Source organism: Streptomyces sp. NPDC097640, assembly GCF_040302705.1.
GTDB lineage: Bacteria > Actinomycetota > Actinomycetes > Streptomycetales > Streptomycetaceae > Streptomyces.
In genome coordinates, this window is the sequence record NZ_JBEOSB010000007.1 from 356,797 (window position 1) to 374,459 (window position 17,663).

Annotated in this window: 11 protein-coding genes, 1 tRNA gene and 1 pseudogene; 3 read left to right on the top strand and 10 right to left on the bottom strand. The window is 68.9% G+C overall.

Annotated features, from left to right (window positions below; all coding sequences use genetic code 11):
* Positions 1 to 401 precede the first annotated feature (401 nt).
* The 6 genes from thrB to ABTY62_RS13785 all read right to left on the bottom strand — a co-directional run bounded on the left by thrB (position 402) and on the right by ABTY62_RS13785 (position 7,398).
* Positions 402 to 1,316: a homoserine kinase gene (gene thrB / locus ABTY62_RS13760; protein WP_311727857.1), complete on the bottom strand. Its 915-nt coding sequence runs from the start codon at positions 1,314 to 1,316 to the stop codon at positions 402 to 404.
* Positions 1,317 to 1,752: 436 nt separating this feature from the next.
* Complete coding sequence (thrC, locus tag ABTY62_RS13765) at positions 1,753 to 2,868, bottom strand: threonine synthase (protein WP_352129608.1); 1,116 nt, start codon at positions 2,866 to 2,868, stop codon at positions 1,753 to 1,755.
* 36 nt (positions 2,869 to 2,904) lie between these two features.
* Complete coding sequence (locus ABTY62_RS13770; protein ID WP_352129609.1) at positions 2,905 to 4,197, bottom strand: homoserine dehydrogenase; 1,293 nt, start codon at positions 4,195 to 4,197, stop codon at positions 2,905 to 2,907.
* A gap of 128 nt (positions 4,198 to 4,325) precedes the next feature.
* Positions 4,326 to 5,717 carry a diaminopimelate decarboxylase gene (gene lysA / locus ABTY62_RS13775; RefSeq protein WP_311727854.1) on the bottom strand — a complete coding sequence of 464 codons (1,392 nt, stop codon included), beginning with the start codon at positions 5,715 to 5,717 and terminating at the stop codon, positions 4,326 to 4,328.
* Between the two features lie 19 nt (positions 5,718 to 5,736).
* Positions 5,737 to 6,756 carry an ArgS-related anticodon-binding protein NrtL gene (gene nrtL / locus ABTY62_RS13780; protein WP_352129610.1) on the bottom strand — a complete coding sequence of 340 codons (1,020 nt, stop codon included), beginning with the start codon at positions 6,754 to 6,756 and terminating at the stop codon, positions 5,737 to 5,739.
* Between the two features lie 213 nt (positions 6,757 to 6,969).
* A complete protein-coding gene (locus ABTY62_RS13785; RefSeq protein ID WP_352129611.1) occupies positions 6,970 to 7,398 on the bottom strand; it encodes a response regulator in 429 nt (142 codons plus the stop codon).
* Between the two features lie 224 nt (positions 7,399 to 7,622).
* Here ABTY62_RS13785 and ABTY62_RS13790 point away from each other — a divergent pair.
* A tRNA-Arg gene (locus ABTY62_RS13790) sits at positions 7,623 to 7,694 on the top strand.
* A gap of 875 nt (positions 7,695 to 8,569) precedes the next feature.
* On the opposite strand, the pseudogene ABTY62_RS13795 reads toward ABTY62_RS13790, so the two are convergent.
* The 4 genes and pseudogenes from ABTY62_RS13795 to ABTY62_RS13810 form a co-directional block, all read right to left on the bottom strand.
* Positions 8,570 to 9,616, bottom strand: a pseudogene (locus ABTY62_RS13795) (recombinase family protein); the annotation flags it as partial.
* 36 nt (positions 9,617 to 9,652) lie between these two features.
* Positions 9,653 to 9,784: a hypothetical protein gene (locus tag ABTY62_RS13800; RefSeq protein WP_352129612.1), complete on the bottom strand. Its 132-nt coding sequence runs from the start codon at positions 9,782 to 9,784 to the stop codon at positions 9,653 to 9,655.
* A 749-nt stretch (positions 9,785 to 10,533) separates the two neighbouring features.
* Positions 10,534 to 11,229, bottom strand: a complete 696-nt coding sequence (locus ABTY62_RS13805) for an alpha/beta fold hydrolase (protein ID WP_352129613.1) — start codon at positions 11,227 to 11,229, stop codon at positions 10,534 to 10,536.
* Positions 11,230 to 11,630: 401 nt separating this feature from the next.
* Positions 11,631 to 12,119 (bottom strand): ATP-binding protein, encoded by a 489-nt coding sequence (locus ABTY62_RS13810; protein WP_352129614.1) that lies wholly within the window; start codon positions 12,117 to 12,119, stop codon positions 11,631 to 11,633.
* Between the two features lie 363 nt (positions 12,120 to 12,482).
* Between ABTY62_RS13810 and ABTY62_RS13815 the strand changes: the two genes are divergently transcribed.
* Positions 12,483 to 13,859, top strand: coding sequence for an IS1380 family transposase (locus ABTY62_RS13815; protein WP_352129615.1), 1,377 nt, complete (start codon positions 12,483 to 12,485; stop codon positions 13,857 to 13,859).
* Positions 13,860 to 14,138: 279 nt separating this feature from the next.
* Positions 14,139 to 17,639, top strand: a complete 3,501-nt coding sequence (locus tag ABTY62_RS13820) for a type ISP restriction/modification enzyme (protein ID WP_352129616.1) — start codon at positions 14,139 to 14,141, stop codon at positions 17,637 to 17,639.
* Positions 17,640 to 17,663: the final 24 nt, after the last annotated feature.

Consider the following 17,663-nt stretch of genomic DNA (forward strand, 5'->3'; position numbering starts at 1 on the left):
CCTGTCTGGCTCGGCGACCGGTTGTGCTGTCCGGCTGTGGTCCTTCTCGTGCGGACCGGCCGGGGCGGAGGTCCGCCAGGTGCGGCGGAGAGATCAATTCATTGGTTCCCGACGAGACGGAGGCTGCGCCTGGATCCGCCGCGCCGATTCCGGAGCGTGCTCGATACTGCTCAGGCAGGCTGCTCAGGCAGTTTGGGAGGCTCCCGGAAGAAAGGTGGTCCCGGAGGGGGACACTGAGCACTGCGCCTCCCCGCCCGGCGATCACTCCGAGCATGAGGCATCAAGTGCAGACTTGAGGTTAACACTACCGGATCCAACAAACATTCCCCCTCTCCAAGACCGGCTATCGAGTTTTTCGGGACTCCCAAGGCCCCCCTGGGCCGCATCGGGCGTCCGCGGTGTCAGGTGAGCGGCAGGACGCTCGCCCCCCCGGCGTCGAGAGCCAGCCGATTGGCCGCCCACCCCTCGCCCGCCAGCCGTGCGACCTTGTCGGCCGCACCGTCTTCGACCAGCGCGAGCACCGTGGGGCCCGCGCCCGAGATGACCGCGGGGACGCCGTCCGCCCGCAGCCGGTTCACCAGGGTCACGCTCTCGGGCATCGCCGGCGCGCGGTACTCCTGGTGCAGCCGGTCCTCCGTCGCCGCGAGCAGCAGCTCGGGGCGCCTGGTCAGCGCCTCCACCAGCAGCGCGGCGCGCCCCGCGTTCGCCGCGGCGTCCACATGCGGAACGGAGCGCGGCAGCAGCCCCCGGGCCGTCTCCGTGAGCACCGGCCGGCCCGGCACGAAGACCACCGGAACGATGGAATCCGCAGGGTCCATTCTGATCGCCCGGGCGGCCCCCGCGTCCGTCCAGGCCAGGGTGAAGCCGCCGAGCAGACAGGCGGCGACATTGTCGGGGTGGCCCTCGATCTCGGTGGCCAGCTCCAGCAGCGCCGCGTCGTCGAGCCTCTCGGCGCCGCCTATGGTCACCGCGCGGGCCGCGACTATCCCGGCGCAGATGGCGGCCGAGGAGGAGCCCAGGCCCCGCCCGTGCGGGATCCGGTTGGCGCACACGACCTCGAGGCCGCGCGGCTGACCGCCCAGCAGGTCGAAGGCGGTGCGCAGGGAGCGTACGAGCAGATGGCCCTCGTCGCGCGGCAGCGTCTCGGCGCCCTCGCCGGCGATGTCGATGTGCAGGCCGGAGTCGGCTACCCGGACCACCACGTCGTCGTAGAGCCCCAGGGCCAGGCCGAGGGCGTCGAAACCGGGACCGAGGTTGGCGCTCGTGGCGGGCACGCGCACTCGGACGGCGGCGGCGCGGAACGCTGGACCGGCCATCGCTCGATGACTCTCCTTGTGTGACTGGGATTGCTCGAAGAGGTACGGAACACCGCGAGGGCCGTGACGGGAAGTACGGCAACGCCGTGCAGAGGCGGCTGCTCTGCGTCGGGGCGGATTCAGTACAGCCTATCGAAGGAAGGTTCTGTGGCGACATAGGGCGCACGGGAGGCGCACGGTGCGTGTCGCGCTCCCTCTCGTCGTCCGCGACCACTGTACTGGAGCGCTCCGCGCGCCCTCCTCGCTCCCGCGCTTCTCCGCCCGCACTCTAGTGGATCTTGAGGCTCGGCGCCGGTGGGCCGGGCGGACAGCTCCGCCCGGCGCACCGGCGCCGTGTGAACCAGGGCTGCTGGGACCGGAGATCGAGCCGACCGGCCCCTGGCGACCCGTGACCTGCGACCTGCGACCCGCGACCCGCGACCGCGTAACGGCCGGATCAGGCCAGCCCGAGCCGCTCGGCCGCCGCGTCCGCGTCCACCGGCACCGTGACCGGCTGCGGGGCACCCGCCACCGCCCAGTCCGGGTCCTTGAGGCCGTTGCCGGTCACCGTGCACACGATGCGCTGGCCGGGGTCGACCAGACCCGCCTCGGCGGCCTTGAGCAGACCCGCGACGCTCGCGGCGGAGGCCGGCTCCACGAAAACGCCCTCCTGGGCGGCGAGCAGCCGGTAGGCGGCGAGGATTTGACGGTCGGTCACCTCGTCGATGAGGCCGCCGGACTCGTCGCGCGCCTGCTCGGCGAAGGCCCACGAGGCGGGGTTGCCGATGCGGATCGCGGTGGCGATGGTGCTCGGGTTCCTGACCGGCTCACCGCGCACGATGGGCGCCGAGCCGGAGGCCTGGAACCCCCACATCCGGGGCGTACGGGAGGCGACCGCGCCGAACGGGCCGTCCGTCGCGTACTCCTTGTAGCCCTTCCAGTAGGCCGTGATGTTGCCCGCGTTGCCGACCGGCAGCACATGGATGTCGGGCGCGTCGCCGAGCATGTCGACGATCTCGAAGGACGCGGTCTTCTGCCCTTCGATACGGGCCGGGTTGACCGAATTGACCAGCGCCACCGGGTACTTCTCGGACAGCGAGCGGGCCAGCTCCAGGCAGTCGTCGAAGTTGCCGTCGACCTGGAGGATCTTGGAGCCGTGGACCAGGGCCTGGCCCATCTTGCCCAGCGCGATCTTGCCCTGCGGGACGAGGACGGCGCAGACCATCCCGGCGCGCACCGCGTAGGCGGCCGCGGAGGCCGAGGTGTTGCCGGTGGAGGCACAAATAACAGCCTGGGCGCCCGCCTCCTTGGCCATGCTGATGGCCATGGTCATGCCGCGGTCCTTGAAGGACCCGGTGGGGTTCGCTCCCTCGACCTTGAGGTGCACCTCGCAGCCGGTGCGCTCGGAGAGCACCTGGGCGGGGACGAGCGGGGTGCCGCCCTCGCGCAGGGTGACGACGGGGGTCGTCTCGCTGACCGGCAGCCGGTCGCGGTACTCCTCGATGATGCCCCGCCAGCCGTGCCAGCGGCGGGTGCCGGACATCGCGGGCCCGGCGTCAGCGATTGTGTTCATGATCTTCCTTTACTCCCCTTGCTCCCCTGCTCGCCCTCATTCACCCTCGACCCGCATGATGCTCGCGACATCGCGGACCGTGTCCAGCCGGCGCAGCGCCTCCACGGTCGCTGTCAGGGCGGCGTCGGTCGCCTGATGGGTGACGACGACGAGGGACGCCTCGCCGTCCTTGCCCTGCTGGCGGACGGTATCGATGGATACGCCGTGCTCGGCGAAAACCGTGGCGACCGATGCGAGAACTCCTGGTTTATCGGCGACGTCCAGGCTGATGTGGTAGCGCGTGATCACGTCGCCCATGGGGCTGACGGGGAGCCGGGTGTATGCGGACTCACCGGGTCCGGTGGACTGGGCCAGCTTGTTCCGGCAGGCGGCGACCAGGTCGCCGAGGACGGCCGAGGCGGTCGGCGAGCCGCCGGCCCCGGGCCCGTAGAACATCAGTCGGCCGGCGGCCTCGGCCTCGACGAACACCGCGTTGTACGCCTCGCGGACGGAGGCGAGGGGGTGGCTCAGCGGGATCATGGCCGGGTGCACCCGCGCGGTGACCGACTGGCCGTCCTCGGCGCGCTCGCAGATGGCCAGCAGCTTGACCGTGCAGCCCATGCGCTTGGCGGAGGCGATGTCGGAGGCGGTCACCTCGGTGATGCCCTCGCGGTGCACATCGTCGAGGGTGACCCGGGTGTGGAAGGCGATCCCGGCCAGGATCGCGGCCTTCGCGGCGGCGTCGAAGCCCTCCACATCGGCGGTCGGGTCGGCCTCGGCGTACCCGAGCGCGGTGGCCTCGTCCAGCGCCTCGCTGTATCCGGCGCCGCTGGTATCCATCCGGTCCAGGATGAAGTTGGTGGTGCCGTTGACGATGCCGAGGACCCGGTTGACCTTGTCCCCGGCCAGGGACTCGCGCAGCGGCCGCACCAGCGGGATCGCACCCGCGACGGCGGCCTCGTAGTACAGGTCGGCGCCGCGCTCCTGCGCGGCCGCGTGCAGTGCCGCGCCGTCCTGGGCGACCAGCGCCTTGTTCGCGGACACCACGCTGGCGCCGTGCTCGAAGGCGGTGGTGATGAGGGTGCGGGCGGGCTCGATGCCGCCGATGACCTCGACGACGACGTCGATGTCCCCGCGTTTGACCAGGGCGGTGGCGTCGGTGGTGACCAGCTCGGCCGGCACCCCGTCCCGCACCCGGTTGGGGCGGCGCACGGCGATCCCGGCCAGTTCGACCGGGGCGCCGATGCGCGCCGTGAGGTCCGCCGCGTGCGTCGTCATGATGCGCGCCACCTCTGAGCCGACCACTCCACAGCCCAGCAGCGCCACTTTCAGCGGACGCGTACGCATCATCCGACCTCGCTTCTCATCCATCTAGGTGGTGCACCAGTCTCACTCACTGGACGGGACTTTCTACCCCTGGTCCAGTATCCGAGATTCGTTTCTCGCCAGCCGAGCCAGCTACTACTCGGCTTGCTCGGCTAACCGACATCGAGCCGCAGGAGGTCTTCCTCCGTCTCGCGCCGGACGATCTCACGCGCCTGCCCGTCCTTCACGGCGACGACGGGCGGGCGGAGCGCGTGGTTGTAGTTGCTCGCCATGGAGCGGCAGTACGCGCCGGTGGCGGGGACGGCGATCAGGTCCCCGGGCGCCAGGTCGGCGGGCAGGAAGGCGTCCCGTACGACGATGTCGCCGGACTCGCAGTGCTTGCCGACCACGCGGGAGAGCATCGGCTCGGCGGTGGACGTACGGGAGACCAGCGCGACCGAGTACTCGGCGTCGTACAGCGCGGTACGGATGTTGTCGGACATCCCGCCGTCGACGCTGACGTAGGTCCGCAGCGCCGGCAGCTCCTTGACCGTCCCCACCTCGTACAGCGTGAACGCGGTCGGCCCGGCGATGGCCCGCCCTGGCTCCACCGACAGCCGCGGCACCGCGAGACCGGCGGACTCGCACTCGCGGTGGACGATGTCGCGGAGCGCCTTGGCGATCTCGTACGGCTCGCGGGGGTCGTCCTCGGAGGTGTACGCGATGCCGAGGCCGCCACCGAGGTCGATCTCGGGCAGCTCGACGCCGTGCTCGTCACGGACCTCCTTGAGCAGCCCCACCACCCGGTGGGCGGCCACCTCGAAGCCCGAGGTGTCGAAGATCTGCGACCCGATGTGCGAGTGGACGCCGATGAGCTCGAGCCCGTCGAGCTTCAGCGCCCGCCGCACGGCCTCCGCAGCCAGCCCGCCGGCCAGCGGAATGCCGAACTTCTGGTCCTCGTGGGCGGTCGCGATGAACTCGTGCGTGTGCGCCTCGACGCCGACCGTGACCCGGATCTGGACGCGCTGCCGCTTGCCGAGCCGCTCCGCGATGTGCGCGACGCGCACGATCTCCTGGAACGAGTCGAGCACGATCCGCCCCACCCCGGCCTCGACGGCCCGGCGGATCTCCGCCTCGCTCTTGTTGTTCCCGTGCAGGGCGATCCGCTCGGCCGGCATCCCGGCGCCCAGCGCGGTGGCCAGCTCCCCGGCGGAGCACACGTCGAGGTTCAGCCCCTCCTCGTTGAGCCAGCGCACCACGGCGCGGCACAGGAAGGCCTTCCCGGCGTAGAACACATCGGCGTCCTCCCCGAACGCCTCCCGCCAGGCCCGGCAGCGGGCCCGGAAGTCGGTCTCGTCGAGGAAGTACCCGGGCGTCCCGAACTCCTCGGCCAGCGTCTTCACATCCACCCCGCCGACGGTGACCACCCCGTCGGCGTCACGGTCGACCGTACGGGCCCATACGCGCGGGTCCAGGGCGTTGAGATCGGTGGGCGGTGCGGCGTAGTGCCCCTCGGGCAGCACATCGGCGTAGCGGGGCCCGGCGGGGTGTGCGGAACGGCTCATGGCGTCTCTCTCAGGTGTCTCACAGATGTTCCGGTGCGCTGATGCCGAGCAGATGCAGGCCGCCGGCCAGCACCGCCCCGGCGGCCTCGGCAAGGGCCAGCCGGGAACGGTGGGCGGCCGAGGGTTTCTGCTCGCCGCGCGGGAGGGGCGGGCACGCGTCGTGGAAGCGGAAGAACGCGTCGGCGGTGGCTTCCAGGTGCCGGGCGAGGCGGTCGGGAGCGCGGTGGCGGGCGGCGGATTCGAGGAGGCGGGGGTAGTCGCCGAGGAGGGAGATCAACGCGACCTCGGCGGGATGGCCGTAGGCAGCGTCGGGGCTGCTGTCGGGGCGGACCCCAAGCTGATGCCCATTCCTGATCAGCGCCCGAACCCGGGAGTGGGCGTACCGCACCCGGAACAACGGATTGCTCTCGCGCTGGGCGAGGAGCCGACCGGGATCGAGGTCGGGCAGATCGTGCGCCGCGGGCCGTAGCAGCGCCCAGCGGGCAGCGTCGCTCCCAAGCCGCCCGAGCAGTTCCTCAGCGTCGGCCTCGACCGGCCGCACGCCGAGCACCTCACCCCCGTCAGCGACCTCGCCCTCTCCCCCACAAACGTCCACGAGCCGCCCCACGACGACCCCGACCAGCGCCCCACGCACCTCCCGCGCAGGCGCGAGCCGCACCGAGGTCCCGACCAGAGCATCCGAGCGCCCGTAGTCCTCGCCACGCTCCAGCACGCCGCGTACGAGCGCGGCATGCCCGCCGGGATCGACGGTGATGTTCAAAAACCCGGGCCCGGCGATCTCCACCCGAGCGATCCCAGGCGTACGCACCAGCCGCCGCCGCAACACCTCGGCCACCCGCAGGGCGGCCGAGGGCCCGCCATCCCCCTTGACGAGCTTGGCAAGCTGGAGCGCCACATTAGTCGCGTAATCCCCACACCCCGGCCGCGGCGGAGTCTGCACCTTCACCCGCTCCGGCAGCACAGCCACCCGCAGCTCGTCGGCCTCGACGGCACGACGCACGGTCTGTAGCACGGTGCGGGAGAGCTGGGCGGGTGTCACGGCACAAGCGTATGGGAGGAGGGGGGCGACCCCGCGAATGGGTTTCGCCCCTCGGACGGCGAACACCCAGCCCAGCCCGACAACCGGACGCGGCGCCCGGGCGCCGGGGGCCGGGCGCGGGGGCCAGGCGGGGGGGGCGGGCGCGGGGACTGGGACAGCGGGCACCAGGACAGGGGACAGCCCGCCCCGGCCCCGCCCCCCAGACCCACGGACTCAGCCCGTGGGCCCCACAACGGGCTCCGCATCCCCAGGCGCCGCCGCAGCGGCCCCCCGGGCCATCAGCCGCCGCACCAGCTTCACCAGCGCGGCGGGGTCAAAGGGCTTCGCGAGGAACGCATCCACCCCAGCGGCCTTCCCGCTATCCACTTCGTGCTGCGTACACGCGCTGATGATCGCGACGGGCACATGACACGTACGCGCATCGGCACGTAACCGGGATGCCGTATGAAGCCCATCCAGTCTGGGCATCACGACATCGAGAGTGATCACATCGGGCCGCACCTGGTGAACGATCTCCAGGCACTCGGCACCATCGGCCGCGGTCACGACCTCGAAGCCCTCAAGCTCGAGGTTGACCCTGATCAGCTGCCGGATGACCTTGTTGTCGTCGACGACAAGGACCCGGCCGGACAAGCCAGGCACATCTCGAAGGGTAGGCGCGCACCCAGCGCTGCGTCCGGGTTTTGCCCACTTCCGCCACGCGCGGGGGACCTTTCCTCAAGACGCCACCACCACGCTCCCGAATGCGGTATACCCCCCTCCGCCCACCCCGATCGGCCACCCGCCGGCCACCCCCGAAAAGCGTTCATGACCACCCCGAGCAAGCTGGTAGGGTTCTACCCGTCGCCGCAAACAACAGCGACGCCGCCCCCGTAGCTCAGGGGATAGAGCAACGGCCTCCGGAGCCGTGTGCGCAGGTTCGAATCCTGCCGGGGGCACCCAGAGATTGGGAATGGATGCGACGGTTTTGTCGCGACTGTCCGTCCTGGGTGCCATGATCGGGTGCAAGCACTTCGATGCGGGCGCCCGATTTTTTGTTCCATGGGTCCAGCTCACGGGTGACGGCCACCAGTCCGTCAAGCAGATGCCCCGGGATCGTCACCCGTAGGGTCACTTCTTCCCGGGGCCGGCTGTAGCGGACTTCCAGCCCGAAGGCGTTGTAGAGCCGCCGCTGGATCTCCTCCGGGACCAGGGCAAGGTCGATGTTGAGGAGCGGAATCGCATCCAGCAGGGCCGCGCTGTCGGCGGGGCGTGCCGCCTGTTTCGGGGCTTCCAGACGGGCCAGCTGCTCGGCGAGCTCGGTGCGCTGCCTGCCCAGGGTGGCGTGCTCCTGTCGGATCGCGTCGCGGAATTCCTTCTCCTGATCGGGGTCGGGCCCGCCGTCGGCGAGCGTGCGGATGAGCCGGGCCTGGCGCTCGCCGATGGCCTTTATGGCCTGCTCCAGCGCGGCGCGCTCCTTCACGGTGCGGTCGCCGGGCCCGTCCGCGACCCGAGCGGCTTCAAGTGCGGCTTTGAGGTGGGTGCGCCGGTCGGGGCCGAAGACGTGTGTGGCGAAGAAGCGGGAGACGGGTGTGATCAAGAACTCTTCCCGAACCCACAGGCTCTTGGGATGGTCACGGAACCAGGGCCTGTCCCGATGCTCGTTCGGGTCGACCTGGCAGGCGTAGTACGAGATCCGGTGGCGGTTCTTGCCGAACATGCGGCGGCCGCAGATCTCGCAGATGACGTACGACCGCAGGACGTAGGAACGCCGGGTGGCCGGGTGGGAGTTGGGCCCATGGGCCGTCCGTGATCCCTGGCGCTTGCGCGCCACGGTAGAGGCCACGTCGAACAGCTCTTTCGAGACGAGCGGCTCGTGAGTGGGCTGCGGGGACCACACCCAGTCCTTGGGGTCGTTGTAGCAACCGCCTTTCGACGTCGAGCGGCGGTTCCAGACCTGGTAGCCCGTGTACTTGGGGTTGCGCAGGATCTCTCGCACGGCCGATCCGCTCCAGCGGTGGAGGGCCATGTCGGGGCGGGTGGGTTCCGGGGGCGGGTACGCGACGGGATCCAGGTTCAAGCAGTCGGCGATGGCGTCGTATCCGAGCTTGTCCAGTCCGCGGAGCTGGAAGATGTAGGTGACGGCCGGGGCCCGGGACGCGTCCGGGACGAGCCGGTGCTTGGTGCGGCCTTCGGCCCGGCGGGCCGGCACGGGATGCGGGACCTTCTCCGCGAGGTAACCGTAGGGCGGCTTGCCCACATTCCAGCCCTGGGAGACATGCTCGATGAAGCCGTCCCACGACAGCTCCAGCATCTGCAACACGTACCACTCGGAGACGGCCTGCTTGACGCGCCGCGTGAGCGTGGGCGTGGCGCGTTTGGCTCGCGGGCCGGTGACGATCGGCTCGTCGGCGGCACACAGAGCCACGCCAGCCTGCTCCAGCTCATACTCGATCTTGGTCCCGAAGTAGGTCCGGCGCGCGACACGTTCAATGGACTCGCAGATGACCGCGGCAAAGCGGCGGTCGGGCTGCTGGGCCTCGTCAAGGAGATCGGCGACACTGCCGTCACGGGGAATGGGGATCTGGAATTGCTGATGCGCGAGGGAGTTACCCCGCTCGCGCAACTCCTTGCGTCCGGACTCCACATCGTAGAAATGGGCGACGATCACCCAGCCGGGCGGGAGCGCGGCTCTCGCGTTACGCAACTGCCGGGGCAGCGACAGGGTGGGGTCCTGGGCGTCTTCCGTAGAGGTCCGGCCGAGCCATGCCACCGGGACGGTCACCGGAAGCGCCGCGGCCTCCGGAATACCGCCTGTGGACCAGGGGCGGCCGGGTACGGGCTGCGCCCATGGCCGAGTGCTGGGCGGGGTGCCTGACATATATTGTCCCTCTCCCAAGGGTCCGGGTGGGGAGGCTCAGGCGTGGCCGGTCTCCGGGGCGCTGTGACCGGCGTACAGCCACTCCAGCACCTCACGAATCGCGGCCCCTTGGCGCTGGGCCAGCGCCTGAGCCTCCTCACCATCGACGACGACGTACTCCACGACCACTCGCAACCCCTCTGAACTGCGCGTTTCAACGTTGTCGCGAACGATCGTCGTCCATGGACGCTCCGACTCGGCTGTGTCGTCAAGGCCGCGATCTTTCGTGTCGGGTCTCCGACGCCGCATCACCGTGGATTCCGTTGAGTGAGCTGAGTTTCGGGTGTCGCGGACGTTCGTCATCTGGAACCCCCGGTGCTGTGATCGGGCCGTCTGGAGCTGACGTGATCAATAGAGATTCCAGAGGGACGGCTTTGCCACCGACCAGACCGGGCCCACTCCCCGGCTGCACCTCATGCAGCCGCACCGGGGACCCCGGCAGTTCCTTACGCGAGCCATCAGCGAGGCAGTAACGGTCCACCTTGGCCACGCGGACGAACACGCGAGCAGGCGCGACCCCCCGCACCGGGTGCACGACCGCGACCACCGGGGTGCACCGCACCCGGGTGCACCCGGGCCACCCAAACCCGGCGGCGTCAGCCGCCAGGCCGCCCAGAATGCCCGCACCCGGCCCCCGCAACCGCCGCACCCGCCCCGTGGGCGCACTGCACCCACAACCGCGAAGCGTGCGCACCCGCCCGCACCCCAGGGACCGCCCCCGAGTGCACCCGCACCCCGGGTGCGGATGCACCTGAACCGCTCCCCACCAACCCACCACAGAGCCCCTCAGAACCCTCGTCTCATGCAAATCCCGCAAGATGTCGACGATTACGTCATTGGTTCTGGCCGCCATTCCGTGAATGATCTTGTCGTTGCCGTCACAGGCTCAGCAGCAGGTCCCGGACTGCGGCGGGTTGGGATAGGAACGGGTGGTGGCCGGCGTCGAGTTCGACGACGTTCCCGGCTCGGCGGGCGAACTCGCGCTGCAGGCGCGGCGGGGTGCCCCGGTCCTGGGCGCAGATGAGGTATGTCGAGGGCACCTGCTGCCATGCGGCCGCCTTGACCGGCTGCCCGGTCACCTGCAGGCTCTGCCGGGCGAGGTGGCCCGCCGCCTGCGCCTGGATCTTGGGGTTGCAGTCCTGCAGGAATGTGTCCACGAGTAGCTCGGGGCGGACACCGAAGGTGCTGGCGTCGGAGTCGATGTCGAGGAACGGGGCGGGGCTGCCGTCCCCGAACTCCGACAGGCTCTGCCCGACCTCGGGCAGGTAGCTGGAGACCAGCACCAGGTGGCGCACCGACCGGACGCCCGCGGCGGCTTCTGCGGTGATAATGCCGCCGTAGCTGTGGGCGACCACAACGGTGGGCTCGTCGCTGTCCAGCAGCGCCTGCCGCACCGCCGCGACGTCCTCGTAAAGCCCCGGGCCGCTGGCGCCTCCAGGCAGGCCCGCCTCACCGCAGCTCGGCAGCGCGGGGGCCACGCTCAGCACCCCTCGTTCCTGCAGCAGCTCGGCGGTGCGGTGCCACCACCACGACCCGTCCCGCACACACGCCCCATGAACGAACACGACCCTCATCGCTGCCTCCAAGTCTGCCTTGGCTGCCTTCGACCGACGGTAGACGTAGCCGCCGTTACGGCAGGGAGCCAAAGATCATTCACGGAATCGCAGCCAGAACCAATTTCCTGACCGTCGACACAAGGAGAACGCATCCGCCGCAACCCGGCAGCCGATCCCGCAGCAACACGCATACCGCCCACGCCCGGCCGCCCTGACCCTGTAGATCGAGATGCTTTGCTCTATCGATATACAGTCGCCCTCGCTGGCTCGCGGCTCGCATACCCCCTGACCTGCGGTGCTCCCGATGGGAGGGGTGTCGCATCCAAGGACGGAGGGGGAAACGGCCCCCGAAACGAACCCCGAAACGACAGGGGGAATGCCAGCGAGCCACTTGCGACCAAACCACACGCCGACGCACGTCAATCCCCGGACTGTCCTTCGCCGTCAACAGGCAAAGTCAAGGCAATCCAGGCTGCCTTTGTGACCCCCGACCGGCGGAATCCCCAGGCTCCTCTGGTCAGTTCATGCACAATGTACAAGCCCCGCCCGCGCTCCGACAACAGCGTGCACAACGTTTCCAGACCGCTACCCCGCCCCTCCCGTACTGGAGTAAGCAAAGCATCCACCGCAAAGGACGGAATCTCCGGATCGTTATCCACCACTTCGCAAATGACGTCCGTTGCCGTTCGGCGCAGCCTCAGCTCATACGGCCCCACCGCGTGCTCGACGGCGTTCGCCACCAGTTCCGATACGGCCAGCACGGCATCGCTCACCGCCTCGCCGTCATACCCCAGACCACTCAGGGCATTTTCCAAGGCGGCCCGGGCACGAGCAAGAGCCCCCGGCTCCCCACCATGCCAGTGCCACAGCACGACTGATGCGCCGTCCGACATGCTCTTCGTATTCATCGGTGCCCGCTCCGAACCGCGTGACGCCCACACCGGGAACAGCGATGTCGACCCCTACCAGGTCCTACGACAGCCCGCATCCCGGGCAGCACAAGCGGCCCGCCGGCCATGAGACAGAAACCGAGCAGAGCAGATGTGACCAGAACCGGCACCGCCACAACGGCCTCCAGAGGGGATCGCGACCAGAATGCGACCACCACACCGTCGACCTCACCAAGAGCGGAACCGTCCCTCCCACTAGCCTCGCGCTTTCACGAGGCGGGTTGTCCGGCTGGTGATCAAGAAAGCAGAAAGTGCCTCTGACCAGCGAGAATGAGGATTGCTGAGGTCCTTGTTCCCGCCACCGCCGGAGGCACTTTCCAGGTGAAGAAGCGTATCGGGTCCTACCCGCGTGTCCGCGTCGAGGGCGGCGGTCGCGGAGTCGTCTCGCAGGCCGGGGCCGTGCTGCTGGTCGAGACGATCCGCAAGTCCGGCCTCGATACGGCGATATCGGCGGCGCTCGTGCCGTGGCGCAAACCGAGGGCGGTGCACGATCCGGGCAAGATCCTTCTGGACATCGCGCTCGCCGTCGCGCTGGGCGGGGACCGCCTGGCCGATGTGGGCATGCTGCGCGCCGAGCCGGCCGTGTTCGGGCCGGTGGCCTCCGACCCCACGGTCTCCCGGCTGATCAGCAAGCTGGCGTCGGGTGGACAGCGGGTCCTGGCCGCGCTGCGCGCCGCCCGTGCTGAAGTACGCGAACACGTGCGGCGGTTGGCCGGTGGAGCAGCGCCGGACGTCGGCGGGCAGGTGATCGTGGACATCGACGGGGTCCTCGTCCTGGCCCACTCCGAGAAACAGGACGCCGCCGCGACCTGGAAGAAGACCTTCGGCCACCACCCGCTGATGGGGTTCGTCGACCACGGCCGGGGCGGGTCGGGGGAGCCGGTCGTGGGCCTGCTGCGGCCCGGCAACGCCGGCTCCAACACCGCCGCCGACCACATCGAAGCCACCAAGCTGGCCCTGGCCCAGCTGCCGAAACGGTTGCGGCGCGGCCGGCAGACGCTGATCCGTACCGACTCCGGTGGCGGCACCCACGAGTTCGTCGCCTGGCTCGCCCAACGCGGAAGGTGGCTGTCGTACTCGGTCGGCATGACCATCACCGACGCCATCCACCACGCCGTCCTCAAGGTCCCGGCCTCGGCCTGGACACCGGCCGTCGAACCCGACAGCGACATCCGCGACGGCGCCTGGGTGGCCGAACTCGCCGACGACTGCCTGACCGGCTGGCCGAAGGGGCTTCGGCTGATCGTGCGCAAGGAACGGCCGCACCCCGGCGCCCAGTTGCGCTTCACCGACGCCGACGGCATGCGCTTGACCTGCTTCGCCACCAACACGGCGGACAAGACGATCGCCACCCTCGAACTACGACACCGCCAGCGCGCCCGGGCCGAGGACCGCATCCGCGCCGCCCGCGCCACGGGTCTGCGCAACCTCCCCCTCCACGACGCCGCACAGAACCAGATCTGGCTGGAGATCATCCAGATCGCCCTGGACCTGCTGGCCTGGATGCCCCTGCTCGCGTTGACCGGCCAAGCCCGCCTGTGGGAGCCCCGCCGTCTGCGGCTTCGACTGTTCTCCACCGCCGCCCAACTCATCACCACCGGCCGACGCCGCTACCTCCGCCTGGCCAAGCACTGGCCCTGGACCGACGTGGTCACCGAAGCCCTGGAACGACTCCATGCCCTCCCGAACCCCGGCTGAACAGCACGTTCCCGTCCCTGCGAGCAGCATCATTCCGACCGGAGCCGTGGACCCCGGCGCACACCCGACGCGACAACCGGGCCATCAGCCTGCCCAGACTCCGAAAACCCCACCAAAACTCACCACAAAGGGCCCGTCAGCAAGCTGACGGACCCTCAAGAACGATCGAGGCTAAAGCGGGTGTCGCAGGTACGAAGCCTGCCGGGGCACAGAGAAGCTCAAGGCCAGAGACCCAGGCCCTCTCGACGGTCGGTGACGTTGCATCTACCGTGTATCGAGTTGAATACCGGCAGCGTGCTGACCTCTGGGGGCGGGATGCAGCGCAGGGTGGTACTTCGGCAAATCGTCAGCGAGTTCGGCGCGACCTGCAAGCAGGCACTGCTGCATGGGCAGAAGGAAGCCGCGATACGTTACGCCGTAGAGACTCTTCTCGTCGACGCGGCACGTGCATGGGGATTACAGGCCGTCCTGCATGCCGAGGTAGCGATCGCCGCGCACCGAATCCGCCCCGACTTGGCTGTGCGGATCGGGAAGTTATCGCGCAACATCGTCGGCTACATCGAGCTGAAGAGCCCGGAGAAGAGCGTGATCCATCCCGGCGGGCTGAACCCTCGTGACCGACGACAGTGGGAGGGCATGGCGAAGCTCCCCAACTTGATCTACACCAACGGCCAGACGTGGATCATGTACCGCTCAGGCCGGCAACACGGCGACACCATCCACCTCGAAGGTGATCTCCGTACCGCCGGCTCCCGCCTGCGGCTACCGGCAGCCAGCGAGGCCGCCTTCGCATCAATGCTGACTGCGTTCTTCGGTTGGCAGCCGCATCCACTGACATCGATGCGAGAAGTGGTCGCCCAGGTAGCCCCTCTGTGCACTCTCCTACGCGACGCCGTCCACGACAGGCTCGACGCCGAAGCCGGCCTTCCCCGCCACCAGCGTCCCTTCACCGACCTGGCCTCCACCCTTGAAATCGATCTCTTTCCCACCACCGACGACCGGGACAAACGTGCGGCCTTCGCCGACCGCTATGCCCAGTCCGTCACGTTCGCGCTCCTGCTCGCCAGCTCGGACGCTGCCGATGGCCACGGCAGCGCACTGGCCAAGATGAGCTTGCATGAGGTCGGCCGGCGTCTGGGAGCGGAGCACTCCGTCATGGGGCGCGCTCTGCAGATCCTCACCGACCAAGTCGAGGGAGAATTTCGCAACAGCCTCGACATGCTCGTTCGCGTCATCGACGCCATCGACTGGCGGAGTGCCTTGGCCAGCGAACCCGGCTTCCACATACACCTTTACGAACACTTCCTGCAGGAGTACGACCCTGACCTCCGTAAGGATTCCGGCACCTACTACACCCCAGCGCCGCTGATGGAGGAGATGATCCGCCTCGTCGACGAAGTGTTGATCACCACGCTGGGTTGCCCGGACGGTTTCGCCGACCCCGGTGTATCCATCATCGACCCGGCCATGGGCACCGGCACCTTCCTCACCGGCATCATCGACCTCGTCGCCCGCAAGCAATCCGAGGGAGGCAATGACGGCTTCCGCGCCGAATCCGTCCAAGAACTCGCAGGCCGGCTGATCGGCTTCGAAAAGCAGATGGGTGCCTTCGCCGTTGCACAGATGCGTGTCGGGCAGATGCTGCGATCTCTCAACGCCCGAGTCCGACTGCGCGACATGCGCCTACATCTAGCCGACACCCTTGCCGACCCCTGGCGGCCAAGCGAACTCTTCACCCGCTACGGCGCCCTGTGGGGTCCCCTACGTGACGATGCTGAAGCTGCCAGCTTCATCCAGCGCGAAGGCCGTATCACTGTCGTCATCGGCAACCCTCCCCACCGCGAACAGGCGGAGGGCCAGGGCGGATGGATCGAGAACGGCTCACCAGACCGAGGCGCCCCACCCCTGGACGCCTTCCGGCTACACGGTGCGGCAGGAGTGTACGAAAACAAACTGAAAAGCCTGTGCACCTACTTCTGGCGCTGGGCCACCCACAAGGTGTTCGACCAATACGACGACCACCGTCACGGCGTTGTCTGCTTCGTCAGCACCGGCGGGTTCATCCGCAGCGCCGGCTTTCAGGGAATGCGCTCGTATCTGCGCCGCACTTGTACCGAGGGTTGGGTCATTGACCTCACCCCCGAAACGAAGAGACCCCCACTCAACAGCCGCTTCTTCCCCGCCGTCCAACAGGAATTGGCCATCGCCATTTTTGTCCGCAAACAAGGCGAGCGGCGAGACCAACTGGCCCCCGTCCACTACACAGCTGTCCATGGCACTCGCCAGGACAAAGAAGAGCAACTGCACGACCTGCACATCAACGGCCCCAACTGGCGCACCTCCCGGCCTGCCAAGCACGCCCCCTTCACACCCGCCTCCCACAGCGGCTGGGATACCTTTCCCGCACTCACCGACCTCATGCCTTGGCGTAAACCAGGTATAAAGCCCAATCGGAACTGGGTCTTTAGCCCATCCAAAGCCACCTTGCGCCGGCGCTGGAACCGCCTCGTCCAGGAACGTGACCCCGCCACGCAGAAGGCGCTGTTCAAAGAGACCCGCGACCGCACCCTGGACAAGGCAGCCCTCCAGATACCCGGGCACCCCCACCCGCCGACCCTTCTCCGCGACGAGCACAGCCCCTGTCCTGCTCCGGTACGCATCGCCCGCAGAGCCCTGGACCGCCAATGGCTCATAGCCGACGGGCGAGTCATCGACTTCTCCCGCCCGGAGCTGTGGCAAGCCGCCGTCGACGGCCAGGTCTTCGTCGTCGAACAGCACTCGCAACGCCTGCAGACCGGCCCGGCGCTGCTCTTTACCGCTCTCATCCCCGACATGCACTACTTCAATGGCAATGGCGGTCGTGTGCTGCCGTTCCTGCACGCCGACCGCACCCCCAACATCGCCCCTGGGCTGTTGCATCACCTCGCCAACTCCTACGGTCTCCAAGAAGCCCTCCCGGAAGACCTGCTCGCCTACATCGCCGCCGTCACCGCCCATCCCGCCTTCACCGAGCGCTATGCGGACGACCTCAACTCGCTCGGCGTACGCATCCCGTTGACCGCCGCTAGTGGCCTCTGGCATGAGGCCGTCAGCCTGGGACACCACATTCTGTGGGCCTCCACCTTCGGCACACGGAGCATCAACCCAGGTGACGGCCGCCCCGCAGGCACATCGAGCTGGTGGCGACGCTTACATCCCGAGATCACGTACGCCCGAGGAGTCGCGCCTGATGCGCTCCCTTCCACGATCACCTACGACTCCGAAAACGAGCACCTGATCATCGGGAGGGGCGTCTTCACTGGCGTCACGCCGCGCATACGCAACTACACCACCGGCGGGCGCAACGTACTCGACAGCTGGCTCGCCTACCGCAGCAACCGCACTGTTGGCAAGGTGACCAGCGAACTCGACCGCGAGCGCCCCGAGCACTGGGAGCACGAATGGAGTCGGGAACTCGTGGAGATCCTCGCCGTACTCAGTCACCTCACTGCCCTGGAGCCGCAGCAGGCAGAGTTACTCAACCGCATCGTGGCCGCACCCCTGATCGATGTGGCTGAGCTGAATCGACGCCGCATCCTCCCAGTACCCGAGCGCACCAAGAACGCTCGCACTGGCGCGGACCACGCGTTTCTGCCCGGCCTGGAAACAGTCGATGGCCAACCGCCTGGACCTGTCGAACCCCTAACGCCCCCGAATGACTCCCCGGGTATCGCGGCGCCCGGGCGGCACTCCCCTGTGCAGCCCAGTCCCCGTGCCCGACGGCGCCGCGGTCGAGCCTGATCGGCACGGACGGCAACCACGCGT